Genomic DNA, 15,412 nt, shown 5'->3' with positions numbered 1-15,412 from the left:
AGGAACAAAAATGATACTATAAATTATCATTCAGGTTAACATAAGGTTATGAAGTTAAAATCGTATTTCATGCAATGATGATTAATACTTTCAAAGAAACCAAGTTTTGTTGATGAAAATACTACTTTTCTTTTTAAATAGATTTTTAAAAGCACGTATTGGTCAATTTTTAAAGAGTAAAAATCGACTAAAAAATGTGCTAATATTACTTGGTCTTATTTACGGCCAACTCAAATGCGGTTTCCGTCTCGGCAGATGCGGAACTTACTTTAGTAGAAGAAGGCATTGGTAAACTTTTGGCATAAAGTGTTTCTAAAATTGTGGCCTGTTCCCCTTCTTTTACCAAAACCTCTAGACGCATAGGTTCGTATCCCATGAATTGAACAAGAATATTGTGCTTGCCAGGGGCAATATCATTGAATTCAAAGTTACCTCTAAAGTTGGTTTGTGTAGAAAAAGTGGCATCGTCCAAAGAAACAGAGGCCATTAATAGAGGCTCGTTATAGAACTCACCGTCCAAAATTTTCCCTTTAATAGAGCTGGTCTCTTGTGCAAATGACAAGGAAGTTATCACTAGGGCAAATAGAACAAATACTTTTTTCATCGGTTATTTAGATTCTCGCGCAAAGAAAGGCACTCAAGGTTAAGAAAATGTTACCTAAGAATTATGAATACGTATTTTAAAGGTTAAGATTCTAGTATATAATGACTTAGTTGTGTCATAATTCAAAAGCTAAAAAGTAGTAAATGCCGTATCTTGCGGCTTGTAAATAATGGGTTAAAATGAATTGGGAGCAACTACTTTCTTTACGCAGACAAGGCGATAAAAATAAACGATTAAGAAATGAACAAGATGAAACTAGGTTAGGGTTCGATGTTGATTATGATCGTATCATCTTTTCATCCGCTTTTAGAAGTCTTCAAGATAAGACCCAAGTTATTCCGTTATCTAAAACTGATTTCGTTCATACAAGACTGACCCATAGTTTAGAAGTATCTGTTGTTGGCAGAAGCTTAGGTAGGTTAGCGGGGAAAAAAATTATAGAGAAACATCCGCATTTAAAAGAAGTACATGGTTACCAATTCAATGATTTTGGAGCTATAGTCGCTGCGGCCGCCTTGGCACATGATATTGGAAATCCTCCCTTTGGCCATAGTGGGGAAAAAGCAATAGGAGAATATTTTAAAACTGGAAACGGACTAAAATTTAAAGAACAGTTTACGGCGGTAGAATACCAAGATATTATTGACTTTGAAGGTAACGCAAACGGATTTAGATTAGTGACCCAAGATAGAGCAGGAGTGTCCGGGGGGCTACGTTTAAGCTATGCCACTTTAGGGGCATTTATGAAGTACCCTAAAGAATCTTTGCCCAAGAAACCTTCCAAACACATTTGCGATAAGAAATTTGGATTTTTTCAAAGTGAGAAAAACATATTTGATGAAGTTGCCAAAGATTTAGGTTTACCTGCCAGAAGTCTAAACGGTTCCGTTGCTTATGGTAGGCATCCTTTAACCTTTTTGGTAGAAGCCGCAGATGACATTTGTTACACGATAATTGATTTTGAAGACGGTATTAATTTAGGTTTGATTTCTGAAGATTATGCTTTGGAATACCTGATAAAATTGGTTAAGGATACTATAAATACCAAGAAGTATAATTCCTTGGAGTATATGGAAGATAGGCTTAGTTATCTGCGGGCCTTGGCTATAAATACCTTAATACAAGATGCGGTCTCCATATTCATAGAACATGAAGATAGTATTTTGAATGGTACCTTTGAAGTGTCCTTATTGGACAAAAGTAAATTTAAGGCCCAAATTGAAGATATCATTAGCTTAAGCGTTCAAAAAATATATCAATCGCAAGAAGTGGTAGAAAAAGAGATTGCCGGCTATACCATTATTTCAGATATTTTAGATGTGTATATTGATGCGCTTATCGGTAAAAAGAACAATACGGCATCTAATTATCACAAACTCATTTTAAGGACTTTACCGGGTTTTTACCAGCAAACAGACGCATCATTATATCAAATTGTTTTAAACACTTGTTGCTACGTGGCTAGTCTTTCTGATAGTGCCGCAGTGCATATGCATAATAAAATAAAAGGCAAGACTCTTTAGAAGCCGTATAGTAAACCTACGCCCAATACTTGCTTAAACTGTATTTTGGGTGTTCCAGGATCAACAATGGTTCCGTTATCATTTTTGACTACGTCAAAAAGAATATCGTCATCATAGATCATTTGGGTGCCTAAGCTTGTACTAATAAATTTGTTCACCTTCATGTTCAGGGTTAATTCCCAATCAACATCAACGTTTCCAAAACTCTTAATATAATCGGTATAGAGGTTCAGCCTACTTTTCAATTCAATATTGTCGGCAATATTATAATTGAAATTATTGGTAATAAGAATACCAATTTCCAATAAGTGATTTTCCCCAGGAGTAATAACGTTGCCATCAGCATCTAATTCTGCTTCTTCCACACCAAAGGCACCATTATCTGCCAAGTCTTGATCTAAAACAAAAGTTGATTTTTGGGTTAAAGGAGATAGATATAGGTTAAATTTTTCGTCTTTGGTAATATATGATGTACCCGCACCAAATAGTAAGTAACCCGGAGCCATAAATCTTGATATAGGCGTATCTCTATCTGGGTACTTGTAACCGTTGGAAAATTGGGTATTAAAGTTTAATTGTACCGAATAGAACCACCTGCTTGTATTGTCTTTTTTAAAACCTAGATTAGAGGTTAATCTTATGACATCTTCGGTTTTTCTTAGTTTTTGCCCTTCTTGTGCATTTAAACCGTAGCGTAATTCTAAATTGTTTTCCCATTGAAAGTTACTGAACTTGTATTTTCTGGCAAATTTCAGAAATCCTAGACCACTTATGGCATTATCACCACCGGCATTCCAATTCACAAAGGCGACTTCACTGATATTGATACCAAAACTATTTTCAGTTTCCCAAAAAGAAGGTACTCTAAAACGTTGAAATCCCTTTTGGAGTGTTTTGGTTTTTTTAAAATCTATATTGGGTATCTGTAGGTTTACATCTTTTCTTGGAGAGTAAATTTTATCTACGGTCCTTCTGATTACAATGGTGTCTACCGCAATACTATCAATGGTTACACTGTCAACAATAATAGGTGCCGGTATAGTATCTTGACCATGAGAAATTTGGATCAACAAAAGAAATGCGGGTAGTAAAAGGTAATAAGGTTTAAAAGCTATTCTTTTCATAGAAACTGTTGTACATATTGTTTTACGGACATCTTATCTATTCCTGCTTCCTTGTAGAGTTTTTCTGTAGCTCCATGGGTGATATAGAAATCAGGAACTCCAAATATCTTAATTATTTTATGGATTCCAATATTATTTGCAAATTCTAACACTGCACTGCCAAATCCGCCAATCGCCGCGCCGTCCTCTAAGGTGATGATATGTTCAAATTTTATAAGTATTTCTTTTAATAACTTGTTATCCAGAGGCTTTATAAAAGGAAAGTTGTAATGCGCTATAGCATCGGGTTGGTTCAATTCTTCTATCATTTCAGATATCATATTGCCTATAGGTCCGGTGCTTAGAATAGCAATTTTATGTCCTTTCTTTAATGCTACAGCTTTACCTATGGGAAGTTTTTTCATAGGTAATTGCCAGTTCAACATTTTTCCCCTACCTCGTGGATATCTAATGGCAATTGGGTGGTCTAACCCTAACTGAGCGGTATACATTATATTTCTTAGCTCTTCTTCGTTCAATGGGGAAAAAATAGCAAGGTTAGGTATGCATCTTAAATAAGAGATATCATAAACACCATGGTGTGTTGGTCCGTCTTCGCCCACTAAACCTGCGCGATCCAAACAGAAAATTACAGGTAAATTTTGCAAGGCCACATCATGAATTACCTGGTCATATGCACGTTGTAAAAAGGTAGAATAGATATTGCAGAAAACAACCATGCCATCAGTGGCCATACCGGCAGCCAGGGTAACGGCATGCTGTTCGGCTATACCTACGTCGTAGGCTCTTTCTGGAATTGTGGCCATCATATATTTTAAAGAACTACCTGTTGGCATGGCAGGCGTAATACCCACAATTTTTTCATTTTTTAATGCCAGTTCCACTATGGTCTTTCCAAAAACATCTTGAAATTTTGGAGGTTCAAGAGCGGCATTTTTCCTTTTTAACTCTCCCGTTTGCTTGTTGAACTTACCGGGTGCATGGTAGGTTACTTGATTTTCCTCTGCTTTTTGCAGCCCTTTGCCCTTTGTAGTAATAACATGTAAAAGTTTAGGACCATCAACATGCTTTAAAATTTCCAATTCTTTGATTAAGGATGGCAAATCATGACCGTCTACCGGACCGGTATAATGGAAATTAAGGCATTCAAAAATGTTCTCTTCTTTAGCAGATCCTGTTTTTACGTTGGTCAAGTATTTCTTTAATGCACCAACGCTTGGATCGATCCCCATGGCATTATCATTTAAAACAATCAACATATTGGCTTTGGTTTCTCCTGCATGGTTTAACCCCTCAAATGCCATGCCACTTGCAATAGATGCATCGCCAATTACTGCAATATGTTGCCTTTCTGGTTTTCCTTGTAGTTGTGCCGCCAATGCCATTCCCAATAATGCAGAAATAGAAGTTGAGCTGTGTCCTGTACCAAAAGCATCAAACTCGCTTTCTTTCATTTTTGGAAATCCACTAATACCACCAAATTGACGGTTGGTGTCAAAAATATCTTTTCTACCGGTCAGTATTTTATGTCCATATGCTTGGTGGCCAACATCCCAAATAAGCTTGTCTATAGGGGTGTTGAACACATAGTGTAGTGCAATGGTCAATTCCACAACGCCTAAACTGGCACCTAAATGGCCTTCTTTTACAGAAACAATATCTATAATAAATTCACGTAGCTCAGTAGCCAATTGCCTTAAATTTTCCTGATTTAAAGGTTTTAGGTCTTTCGGTGAATTGATATGTTCTAGTATCGATTTCAAACTGTGGGTATAATGGGACAAAAATACTTTTTTAAAAATGAAACTATCGTATTTTTGACCTTATGGTTTTACCTTACGATGATACTTATTTTATGAAAAGAGCCCTTCAAGAGGCCGAATATGCTCTTGAAGCTGGTGAAGTGCCCGTAGGTGCTGTAATTGTGGTGCAAGATAGAATTATTGCCAGAGCACATAATCTCACTGAAAAATTAAACGATGTTACTGCACATGCGGAAATGCAGGCAATAACATCTGCCGCTAATTTTCTTGGGGGAAAATACTTGAAAGATTGTACTTTATATGTAACCTTAGAGCCATGCCAAATGTGTGCAGGAGCCCTATATTGGAGCCAGATAGGTAGAATAGTTTATGGGGCTAAAGATATAGAGCGTGGTTGTGGTGCAATGGGTACTACCTTACACCCCAAAACCAAGATCATAGGTGGTATTTTAGAGGTGGAGTCGGCTAGTTTGTTGCAAGAGTTCTTTGCTAAAAAGAGAAAGTAAAACCTAGGTGCAAATTGAAAAACCACGCAAAAGCGTGGTTCATTGATGTTTTGATAAAAAAGAAAATAAATTATAGTACCTGAACTTGTCCGGCAACCGTACCTTTTCTTCCTTCTTCTTCTTCATAGCTCACTCTATCACCTTCTCTAATTTCAGTGCCATGTAATGCGGTGGCATGAACAAAAATATCTTTTCCAGTTTCTTCATTGGTTATAAACCCATAACCTTTAGATTCGTTGTAAAATTTGACGGTACCAATCATTGTATTGAAATTTTAATATTATGATTCTAATTTAATATAATTTTGCGTTGATTGGTAGCGAATTGCCCTATTAATTTTTTGGAGAGTCTTGATTATCAGTGTTTCTAGGCTCTTTTCCTTGCATTTTTCTTACATTTTCATCTGTGAGCATATAATCTTTGAATTTTTTCCCTTTGCTCTCTTTGATTAAGAAGAGGGGCATTGCCAATAAAAACAATCCTAAGGTACCTGAGCCTATATATTTATGGGATAAAGCTTCTTGACCGTTATCTAAGGTGAATCCGTAAATAATCAATCCAAAGGAGATTACAACTATAAGGGAAATAAGGTATTTCATTTTATTACTTTTATCTTGAGCGACTGCTATTTTTTATTTGGTAAATCTTATTAATTCTCTTCTGTAGGCGGTCAATAGTTTAGATTTGGATACAAAACCCATGTATTTTCCATTTTTTACAACGGGTAAATTCCACGCCCCACTATCCTGAAATTTTTGCATTACGATCTGCATGGTATCAATGCCGTAATAAATATGGTCCGGTGCTTTATGCGTAAAGGTTTCTACTTTTGTAGTGTTGTACAGTTTAGTATCGAACATGAACTCCCTAATATCGTCCAATAGGATAATACCTAAAAATTTTTGATGGGCATCAACCACGGGGAATATATTTCGGGTAGATTTTGCAACGGAATCATGTAACATTTCCCCCAATGTCATTTCTGGATGTACCGTTTTGAAATTGGTCTCTATCACGGTGTCTAGATCCATAAGGGTAAGTACGGCTTGATCTTTGTTATGGGTCAATAGTTCACCACTTTCTGCCAGCTCTCTGGTGTAAATAGTGTAATCTACCGTGTTTTTTGTAATAATGTATGAGATTGATGCAGTAATCATTAACGGAACAAACAAGGCATAACCACCAGTTATTTCTGCAATAAGGAAAATAGCCGTTAAGGGTGCATGTTGTACACCGGCAATTAAGCCTGCCATGCCTATTAAGGTGAAATTACTTTCCGATACCGAAAAGCCCAAGCCTGAATTGTTGATCAGTTTAGCTACTACATTTCCTAAAGCGCTGCCCATGACCATGGTGGGAATGAAAATTCCACCGGCCCCACCTGCCGCTAACGTGGTGGTCATTGCTACTGCTTTAAAAATGGTGATACCGAACAGTAATGCAATAACGATCCAAATATTATCAATGTAAGCGTCAAAAGGGGTTTTTCCCAAGGCATTAATATGGTCTCCTTTTAGCAAGTCGTTTATAAAGGAAAAACCTTCACCATATAACGGAGGTATAAAATAAAGCATAATTCCAATAGCCAAACCGCCTACTAAAAGTCTGTACTTTGGACTCTTTAATGGTTTAAACAAGTTGATAATGCCAAAATACATTTTAGTAAAATAGATCGATGCAATGGCGGTACCAACGCCTAAAACGATGTAGAATAGGGTGTCTTTTACTTGGAACGGTTCATTGATCGAGAAATTGAACAATACTTCATTGCCCATAAAGAAGTAGGAGGTAAGTACGCCACTTATGGATGCCAGTAATAATGGTAACATTGATATCATCGTAAGATCTAGGCTAAATACTTCTACCGCAAAAATAATAGCCGCAATGGGCGATTGAAAAATAGATGATATTGCACCGGCCGATGCACAGGCAATTAGTAAGGACCTTGTCTTAGAGTTGATATGAAACAATCGGCCAAGGTTAGAACTTATTGCAGCGCCGGTTGCCACTGCAGGACCTAATAACCCCACCGAACCACCAAAACCAACGGTTAAAGGTGCAATGATCAATTGAGTGTATACTTGTTTAACATCTATATGACCTTTGTTTTTTGATAAGGAGAAAAGAATGGAAGAAACCGCATGTTTCAACTTCTCTTTGTGGACATATTTTACGTAGAGAAACACCAAGGTTAAACCTACGATTGGTAAAATGAAATATAATTGATTGCTAGAGAAAATAATTCCTTTCTCTAAGGATGCCTCAATAAAATAAGTAATATTCTTAAGTGTTACCGATGCTAAACCGGCCAATAAGCCAACAACAACACTTAAAATGTAAATAAAGGTCTTTTGTGAGATGTTCTTATATCTCCACTTATAAATACGCCTTAAGAAATTGTTTGTTTGTATGGGCATTGTATAACCATATCGTTAGTAGCCATCAAAGGTATTTAATTACTTGCAATGATTTTTGATTTAAGTTCTTCTAAATCTTCGAGATAAATTTGTTTTAAAACCTCAACATAATTATGGCTGTTAAAGTATCCATTGTTGAAATCTACAATGGCATCATTTATCATATTCAAAGCTGTTTTTTTATCACCTTCGTTCCATAATAGCTTCGCCTTGTAATACTTAGCATCTGCAGAGTTGGTGAAATATTGAATTACTTTGTCAAAATTCTCATTTGCTTTTTCTTTGTTATCCGATTCGTAATAGGCTATACCTCTATAAAGAAACGCCTCTAATTCTACCCAATCTTCACCAGAATCTTCAGTTTCTTTGGTGATATGTTTATCCCAATAAGCAACAGAGTTATCATAGTCTTTTGCGCCTAAATATGCAATGCCACGCCAATAATCTACACTATGCCCCTGTGGGTAATCTAAATATGTGGTTAAAGAATCTGATGCGTTGAAATCTGCAATGGCTTTTTCATAATCTCGGTAGAACGATAGGTAGAGGTAACCTCGCATTGGAACCCAAGTAGCTGGGTCATGTGCAACCGCTTTGTCAAACCTTAGTTTCCATTCGTGTGGAATTCCTCTTTTTAGAAAAGGAACGGAAATCTCTCTTAATGCTTTTGCATGGGTACTATCTAAAGCTATAATGTTATCTAAAAGAGTCATCGCTTTAGGTGTTCCTTGAAAACTACGATCAAAACCATGTTTACTCTTTTCGCTATCCCATAGTTGCTTTGCCATTAATTTTCGCTCTTCAAAAGGAATTTCATCAAAATCTTTATTCTTACAGCTTAATGATGTCAATAGTAAAAAACTAAGGCAATATTTCAGTAATTTTTCCATCTTCTAGTCTAAAAATCAAGTACATATATTTGTCGTTATCCGATTTGTTATCTGAAATAACCCAATTCTCCTTTTCGACTGTTAATTGAATTATTTCTTCAACCAAATTATTGTTAAATTTTGTTAATTGATAATCTTTATTTAACTGGTTTACCTCCATGTCACCGACTTCACCATTACAATTGATGATAAAACGAAGGTTGAGCATGCCACTATCAGTATAAAGATTACTGTTGAAGTTAGATTGAATAAAGCGTTTAAATTGTGCTTTATTTTTATCAAAAACATTGAAGTTTACATGAGAGTAATAACCTATTGGGCTGTAATCGTTACAACGTTTGAAATTGGGGGCAAAATCACGATTTTCTGATGATAAATAACCAACATCATATTGATGTTTTTCAGAATTTACATCATACTTCCATTCATATTGATAATAAATGTACCCGATAATTCCACAAAGAATTAGAAGTATGCCCAATAAACTATACAATACTATTTTGAGCCATTTTTTCATAAAGTGAATTTAACAAAAATTATCTTACATGGTTAGACTCTTTGTTGATGTTCATTTATTAATTGGTAGAAAACAAAAAATCCTGCACTTGGGCAGGATTTTTAATTATGTAGGGAAATCAAGAACTGTTATTCTTGAATATCTAACTTTAAGTTCAATTCTTTTAATTGTTCGTCGTCAATTGCTGCAGGCGCATCGATCATGACATCTCTACCACTATTGTTCTTAGGGAATGCAATGAAATCACGTATGGTCTCCTGTCCGCCTAAAATAGCTACGAGTCTATCTAAACCAAATGCCAATCCGCCATGTGGTGGTGCTCCGTACTGAAAGGCATCCATCAAGAATCCAAATTGTGCTTTTGCCTCCTCGGGAGTAAAACCTAAGTGCTTGAACATGGTTGCCTGTGTTTCTTTATCATGAATACGAATAGAACCACCGCCTATTTCATTACCATTCAATACTAAATCATAAGCATTGGCGCGAACAGCACCTGGATCGGTATCCAATAATTCTAATTGACCTGGTTTTGGTGATGTAAATGGGTGGTGCATGGCGTGGTAGTGATCCGTTTCTTCATCAAGTTCCAATAATGGGAAATCAACTACCCATAATGGAGCAAACTCGTTTGGATTTCTCAACCCTAATCTGGTTGCCATTTCCATACGTAGCGCACTTAACTGTGTTCTTGTTTTATTGGCGTCGCCGGAAAGAACGCAAATAAGGTCTCCTGATTTAGCACCAGTTACCTCTGCCCATTTTGCTAAATCGTCTTGGTCGTAAAATTTATCTACGGTAGATTTAAAGCTTCCGTCTTCATTACATTTTACGTACACCATTCCATTAGCACCAACTTGTGGGCGCTTTACCCAATTTACCAAGGCATCTAATTCTTTTCTAGTGTAAGATGCTGCACCAGGTACCGCAATACCCACAACCAATTCAGCGGAATTGAATACACCAAATTCTTTATGTTGTGCTACAGCATTTAATTCCCCGAACTCCATTCCAAAACGAATATCTGGCTTGTCGTTCCCATATTTAGACATGGCTTCATCATAGGTCATTCTTGGGAAAGAGTCTATTTCAACACCATTAACTTCTTTTAAAAGGTATTTGGTTAAGTTCTCAAATACATTAAGAATATCTTCTTGCTCTACAAAAGCCATTTCGCAATCTATCTGTGTAAACTCTGGCTGCCTGTCTGCACGTAAATCTTCATCCCTAAAACACTTTACAATTTGAAAGTATTTATCTAAACCACCAACCATCAATAATTGTTTAAAGGTTTGTGGCGATTGTGGCAATGCATAGAACTGCCCTTCGTTCATACGGCTAGGTACTACGAAATCCCTTGCACCTTCTGGTGTAGATTTTATTAAATAAGGAGTTTCCACTTCTATAAAGCCTTCGCCAGATAAAAACTTTCGAACTTCCATAGTTACCTTACTTCTAAAAATAAGGTTGTTTTGTACCGGTTTTCTACGGATGTCCAAATACCTGTACTTCATTCGCAGGTCTTCGCCACCATCAGTTTCGTTCTCAATAGTGAATGGCGGAGTCTTAGATTCGTTTAAAATGGTTAATTCAGAAACTAAAACTTCTATATTCCCCGTTGGAATGTTTGCATTTTTTGATGCTCTTTCAATAACCTCACCTTTTATTTGAATAACAAACTCTCTACCTAAGTTTCTTGCTTGCTCCAATAATTCTTTAGAAGTACGATCTTCATCAAGCACTAATTGTGTTATACCATAGCGATCACGAATATCTACCCAAACAACAAAACCTTTATCTCTTGTTTTGGAAACCCACCCAGAAAGGGTAACTGTGGTACCAATATGTGATTCTCTTAATTCCCCGCAGGAATGGCTTCTATACATAATACTTGCTTTAATGAAAGGGCAAATTTAAGAAGTCTATTTCATAGTAGGTCTATATTAAATGCAGGTTTTACTCGATGACCGGTTTTACGAAACAACCTTTTTGGACAAGGTTAATATACTGACAAATAGATGATTACATAATCAATGTTAATTTAATGTTATGTAAAAGTTACCTAAACATTGATTAATTGCAAAATAATTGTATCTTTATACCGTTATCATACAAGAAATCAGTAATCAAAAAAAATATATAATTATGAAAAAGATACTAATTATTGCCGTAATGGCATTGTCGTTTGGAGCATACGCTCAAATTGATCCAGTTTTTGAAAAAGAAGGAGATAAAGTAAAAGCTACATACTTTCATGCTAATGGAGAGAAATCCCAAGAAGGTTATTTTGTAAATGAAAAGCTAGATGGGCAATGGAAAATGTTCAATGAAAAGGGAGAGAAGATAGCCATGGGTAACTATGATAGCGGTGTTAGAACCGGTAAGTGGTTGTTTTGGGAAGGTGATGTAAGAAGTGAAGTTAATTTTGACAACAATAGAATTGCAAGTGTTTCTAAAGCAAGCAAAAAAGATCCTGTTGTAAGCAATAAGTAAATCAACTAATTCATATATAAAAGCCCGTATTCATTTGAATACGGGCTTTTTTTATATCAATTTTTAGAGATGCTTAAGCAGCACTTTCCAATTGCTCATTGTTATCTGTACTGTTACTTCCCCAGTTTCTAAATTTTATTTTTATACGGTATACAATATTGAATAACACCGGTACTATAATTAAGGTTAAGAAAGTGGCAACTAATAAACCAAAGATAACCGTCCACGCTAATGGCCCCCAGAATATTACGTTGTCTCCACCCATATAGATCTTAGGGTTAAATTCTGAGAACAGTGAAAAGAAATCTATATTTAGTCCTATTGCCAAAGGGATCAGACCAAGCACTGTTGTAATTGCCGTAAGAATTACTGGTCTTAATCTTGCCTTACCACCAACGATCATAGAATCTGTAGCATCTTCAATAGTCAATAGGTCGCTGTCGTCCATATCTAATCTAATCTTTTTACGGTCTATCAGTATCTGTGTGTAATCTAGGAGTACCACTCCATTGTTCACAACAATACCTGCCAGCGAAATAATACCCATCATGGTCATCATAATAACAAAAGACCATCCGGTGATCATTAACCCTCCAAATACACCAATAAAACTCAAGAAAATGGCGATCATAATGATCAATGGTTTAGAAATGCCACCAAATTGGAATATTAAAATAAGCATGATCAATCCTAATCCTGAGAAAAAGGCACCTACTAAGAAGGCTTGTTGTTTTGCTTGTTCTTCCAGTTGACCGGTGTAATCTATTTTAACGGTTGACGGAGTACCATCAAAACTTTCCATTTCTCTTTGTATTTCCGCTACAATAGCACCAGCATCTGTAAAGCCAGGTTTTAATCCGGAGTAAATGGTAACTACTCGTTTACCATCACGATGTTTAATGGCGCTAAAGCCCGAGGTATTTTTCTCTTTGGCTACGGCAGAAATTGGTATTTCTTTGATTTGACCGTTAGATGGGTCCCTAAAAATAATATTCTGATTGAATAAGGCACTTTTATTATATCTAAGATCTTCGTTGAATCTAACGTTGATGTCATAATCTTCGCCATCTTCTTTATATACGCCTGCTTTTTCACCAAAAATGGAACGTCTTAATTGATTACCTACCTGACCAACGGCTACACCAAGTTCACCGGCTTTTTCACGATCAACTATTACTTGCATGGCAGGTTTGCCCTTGTTCACATCAATTTTTAACTCCTCTATACCTGCAATATTTTTGGTGTTGATGAAGTTTTTAATGTCTTCGGCAGTATTAATGAGCTCATCATAATCGCTACCCTCAAGCTCAATGTTAATAGGGAAACCAGCTGGCGGACCATTGGCATCTTTTTCTACGGAAATGGCAACACCAGGGTAAATACCTTGTAATGCAGCTTGTACACGAGCCCTGATGTCTTCTGTGTTCAGACCTTCCCTATATTTATACTCACTAAAGTTTACGGTTACTTTACCCTTATGTGGCATTTCTGCCGAAGAACCACCATCTGTTAATGGGTTACCGGCACCTTCACCAACGACCGATACCGCTGAGGCCATCATAAAGTTTTCCCCGTTCTTTTTGTACTTAGGGTCATCCATTATGGCGTATACTTGATCTTCTACCTCTTTGGTGATTTCATTGGTTTTTTCAATAGAGGTTCCTTCAGGATACTCTACATACACATAGATTTCATTCGGTTTGTTGTCCGGAAAAAACTCAATTTTAGTACGTCCACTACCAACCGACATGCCAAATAACATAAATACACCGATCAACATGAAAAAGGTAATACCAAAATACCAGTATACATTACTACCTCTAAGGGCGTGCTTTAGACGTTTTTCATACCAATTTTCAAAACGAACCATGGTTTTACGCTGAAATTGTATAGCAGCACCTTTAATTACATATTTGTATACCCAGAACATGATACCGGTTAAGATCAATACAGATCCTAAGCCTCTCATAGCACCACCAAATATTAAGATCAAAGCTCCCAATACCCCCAAAATAATACTCATACGAATAAGCTGCTTTAGGGTCAGTTCTTTTTCATCGGTACTCATAAATTTAGAAACCAACATAGAGTTCATGAAAATGGCAACGAACAAGGAGGATCCCAATACAACAGAAAGTGTGATAGGGAAATAAATCATAAACTGCCCAAAAATACCTGGCCATAATCCTAACGGTACAAATGCCGCTACTGTTGTTGCGGTAGAAATGATAATGGGGTAGGCTATTTCACCAATACCCTTTTTAGCAGCTTCGGTTCTAGAAAGACCTTCGTCCATTAATCGGTAAACGTTTTCTACCACTACAATACCGTTATCTACCAACATGCCAAGCCCCATGATCATTCCAAATAAGATCATGGTATTTAGCGTATAACCAAGCCATGACAATATTACGAAAGACATGAACATTGACATAGGTATGGCAAAACCAACGAATAGGGCATTTCTAAATCCTAAGAAAAACATTAAAACGGTTACAACTAAAATGATCCCGAATATGATGTTGTTCACTAAATCGTCTACCTGGTTCAAAGTTCTAGTAGAAGAATCATTGGCAATAGAAATATTAAGATCTGGCGGAAAATAATCAGCTTCTTCCTTCTTGACCAATTCTTTGATTTTGTCTGCGGCAGATATCGCATTTCTACCAGCTCTCTTCTTTACATCGAGCATGACTACATTCTTGCCAAACTCACGGGCGTAGGTGGTTTTATCCTTAGCATGAAAATTAACGGATGCAATATCCTTAAGGTACACGGCGCCATTCTCAGACTTGACCACAAAATTGTTCAATTCTTTTGGATCTTCTACTTCGCCTAAAATACGAATGGTACGTCTTTGACCAACTGTTTTCAGGTTACCAGCGGACATTGTCATATTACCATTGCTAATGGCATTTATAACATCTTGAAAACTAATTTTAGCGGCCATCATCTTATATATGTCCACGCCAATTTCTACTTCTAGATCTTGGGCACCACGTATATCGGCCTGTTTAATTTCTGGTAGGTCTTCAACTTCATCTTGCAGGTATTCTGCAAATTCCTTCAGTTTTTCTACAGGATAATCTCCCGTAAAATTGATGTTCATGATAGGAACTTCTTCAGAGAAATTTAAATCGAAAACATTTGGTTCTACCTTAGCTCCGTTGAACGTTGGCCAGTCTTCACTAGCCTTTTCACTATCAACTTCGTCCTTAACCTTTTGTTTGGCTTGTTCTACGGTTATATCCTCATCGAATTCTACGGTTAAAATAGCGTAATCTTCTTGAGAGGTTGATGTGATCTCTACTACATTACTTACGTTCTTTAATCTATCTTCTAAAGGGTCTGTAATCAGTTTTTCAATATCCTCGGCAGTGTTGCCAGGGTAGGGTGTACTAATATAAATTTTGGTTTCTATGATTTCAGGAAAGTCTTCTCTGGGCATAGCCATGTAAGCACTGAAACCTAACCAAAGAAAAATGGCGATCATGACATAAATAACCGAGGGGTTATCTATGGACCATGATGAAAGACCGAATTCCTTATCGGCGTTCTTTTTTACTTTACTCATCGAT

13 protein-coding genes are annotated in these 15,412 nt (G+C 36.5%); 3 read left to right on the top strand and 10 right to left on the bottom strand.

All coding sequences use genetic code 11. The features are described 5' to 3' along the window. Nucleotides 1–205 precede the first annotated feature (205 nt). Complete coding sequence (locus I600_RS09915; RefSeq protein WP_058104386.1) at nt 206–604, bottom strand: carboxypeptidase-like regulatory domain-containing protein; 399 nt, start codon at nt 602–604, stop codon at nt 206–208. Between the two features lie 179 nt (nt 605–783). Between I600_RS09915 and I600_RS09910 the strand changes: the two genes are divergently transcribed. After that, nucleotides 784–2,127, top strand: a complete 1,344-nt coding sequence (locus I600_RS09910; RefSeq protein WP_058104385.1) for a deoxyguanosinetriphosphate triphosphohydrolase — start codon at nt 784–786, stop codon at nt 2,125–2,127. On the opposite strand, the gene I600_RS09905 is transcribed toward I600_RS09910, so the two are convergent. Both I600_RS09905 and I600_RS09900 read right to left on the bottom strand, forming a co-directional pair. Next, nucleotides 2,124–3,251 (bottom strand): DUF3078 domain-containing protein, encoded by a 1,128-nt coding sequence (locus I600_RS09905; protein ID WP_058104384.1) that lies wholly within the window; start codon nt 3,249–3,251, stop codon nt 2,124–2,126. The two genes, I600_RS09910 and I600_RS09905, sit on opposite strands and share 4 nt — an antisense overlap. Further along, a complete protein-coding gene (locus I600_RS09900; RefSeq protein WP_058104383.1) occupies nt 3,248–5,014 on the bottom strand; it encodes a 1-deoxy-D-xylulose-5-phosphate synthase in 1,767 nt (588 codons plus the stop codon). The genes I600_RS09905 and I600_RS09900 overlap by 4 nt, the downstream gene beginning before the upstream one ends. Before the next feature lie 62 nt (nt 5,015–5,076). On the opposite strand from I600_RS09900, the gene I600_RS09895 reads away from it, so the two are divergent. Next, a complete protein-coding gene (locus I600_RS09895; RefSeq protein ID WP_058104382.1) occupies nt 5,077–5,520 on the top strand; it encodes a nucleoside deaminase in 444 nt (147 codons plus the stop codon). Nucleotides 5,521–5,590: 70 nt separating this feature from the next. On the opposite strand, the gene I600_RS09890 is transcribed toward I600_RS09895, so the two are convergent. The 6 genes from I600_RS09890 to aspS all read right to left on the bottom strand — a co-directional run bounded on the left by I600_RS09890 (nt 5,591) and on the right by aspS (nt 11,227). Beyond that, complete coding sequence (locus tag I600_RS09890; protein ID WP_058104381.1) at nt 5,591–5,782, bottom strand: cold-shock protein; 192 nt, start codon at nt 5,780–5,782, stop codon at nt 5,591–5,593. Between the two features lie 70 nt (nt 5,783–5,852). Beyond that, nucleotides 5,853–6,119, bottom strand: coding sequence for a hypothetical protein (locus I600_RS09885; RefSeq protein WP_058104380.1), 267 nt, complete (start codon nt 6,117–6,119; stop codon nt 5,853–5,855). Between the two features lie 33 nt (nt 6,120–6,152). After that, nucleotides 6,153–7,937 (bottom strand): chloride channel protein, encoded by a 1,785-nt coding sequence (locus I600_RS09880; protein WP_058104379.1) that lies wholly within the window; start codon nt 7,935–7,937, stop codon nt 6,153–6,155. A gap of 35 nt (nt 7,938–7,972) precedes the next feature. Continuing rightward, entirely contained in the window at nt 7,973–8,827 is an 855-nt protein-coding gene (locus I600_RS09875) for a tetratricopeptide repeat protein (protein WP_058104378.1), read from the bottom strand. Next, on the bottom strand, nt 8,799–9,344 hold the full coding sequence (locus I600_RS09870; RefSeq protein ID WP_058104377.1) for a hypothetical protein: 546 nt from the start codon (nt 9,342–9,344) through the stop codon (nt 8,799–8,801). Before I600_RS09870 ends, I600_RS09875 begins: the two co-directional genes overlap by 29 nt. Nucleotides 9,345–9,472: 128 nt before the next feature. Continuing rightward, a complete protein-coding gene (gene aspS / locus I600_RS09865) occupies nt 9,473–11,227 on the bottom strand; it encodes an aspartate--tRNA ligase (protein WP_058104376.1) in 1,755 nt (584 codons plus the stop codon). Nucleotides 11,228–11,486: 259 nt separating this feature from the next. Here aspS and I600_RS09860 point away from each other — a divergent pair, with 259 nt between their 5' ends. Further along, on the top strand, nt 11,487–11,834 hold the full coding sequence (locus tag I600_RS09860; RefSeq protein WP_058105101.1) for a toxin-antitoxin system YwqK family antitoxin: 348 nt from the start codon (nt 11,487–11,489) through the stop codon (nt 11,832–11,834). A gap of 73 nt (nt 11,835–11,907) precedes the next feature. On the opposite strand, the gene I600_RS09855 is transcribed toward I600_RS09860, so the two are convergent. Then, entirely contained in the window at nt 11,908–15,408 is a 3,501-nt protein-coding gene (locus I600_RS09855) for an efflux RND transporter permease subunit (RefSeq protein WP_058104375.1), read from the bottom strand. Nucleotides 15,409–15,412: the final 4 nt, after the last annotated feature.

This window comes from Maribacter dokdonensis DSW-8, assembly GCF_001447995.1.
Taxonomy (GTDB): Bacteria; Bacteroidota; Bacteroidia; order Flavobacteriales; family Flavobacteriaceae; genus Maribacter; species Maribacter dokdonensis.
The sequence above is the reverse complement of the archived record's forward strand: the minus strand, read 5'-3'. Positions and strand labels throughout refer to the sequence as shown.

Bases quoted from the DNA above. Each gene is read 5' to 3' on its own strand.
- I600_RS09915 (WP_058104386.1), bottom strand. From the start codon at position 604: ATGAAAAAAGTATTTGTTCTATTTGCCCTAGTGATAACTTCCTTGTCA.
- I600_RS09910 (WP_058104385.1), top strand. From the start codon at position 784: ATGAATTGGGAGCAACTACTTTCTTTACGCAGACAAGGCGATAAAAAT.
- I600_RS09905 (WP_058104384.1), bottom strand. From the start codon at position 3,251: ATGAAAAGAATAGCTTTTAAACCTTATTACCTTTTACTACCCGCATTT.
- I600_RS09895 (WP_058104382.1), top strand. From the start codon at position 5,077: ATGGTTTTACCTTACGATGATACTTATTTTATGAAAAGAGCCCTTCAA.
- I600_RS09890 (WP_058104381.1), bottom strand. From the start codon at position 5,782: ATGATTGGTACCGTCAAATTTTACAACGAATCTAAAGGTTATGGGTTT.
- I600_RS09885 (WP_058104380.1), bottom strand. From the start codon at position 6,119: ATGAAATACCTTATTTCCCTTATAGTTGTAATCTCCTTTGGATTGATT.
- I600_RS09880 (WP_058104379.1), bottom strand. From the start codon at position 7,937: ATGCCCATACAAACAAACAATTTCTTAAGGCGTATTTATAAGTGGAGA.
- I600_RS09875 (WP_058104378.1), bottom strand. From the start codon at position 8,827: ATGGAAAAATTACTGAAATATTGCCTTAGTTTTTTACTATTGACATCA.
- I600_RS09870 (WP_058104377.1), bottom strand. From the start codon at position 9,344: ATGAAAAAATGGCTCAAAATAGTATTGTATAGTTTATTGGGCATACTT.
- aspS (WP_058104376.1), bottom strand. From the start codon at position 11,227: ATGTATAGAAGCCATTCCTGCGGGGAATTAAGAGAATCACATATTGGT.
- I600_RS09860 (WP_058105101.1), top strand. From the start codon at position 11,487: ATGAAAAAGATACTAATTATTGCCGTAATGGCATTGTCGTTTGGAGCA.
- I600_RS09855 (WP_058104375.1), bottom strand. From the start codon at position 15,408: ATGAGTAAAGTAAAAAAGAACGCCGATAAGGAATTCGGTCTTTCATCA.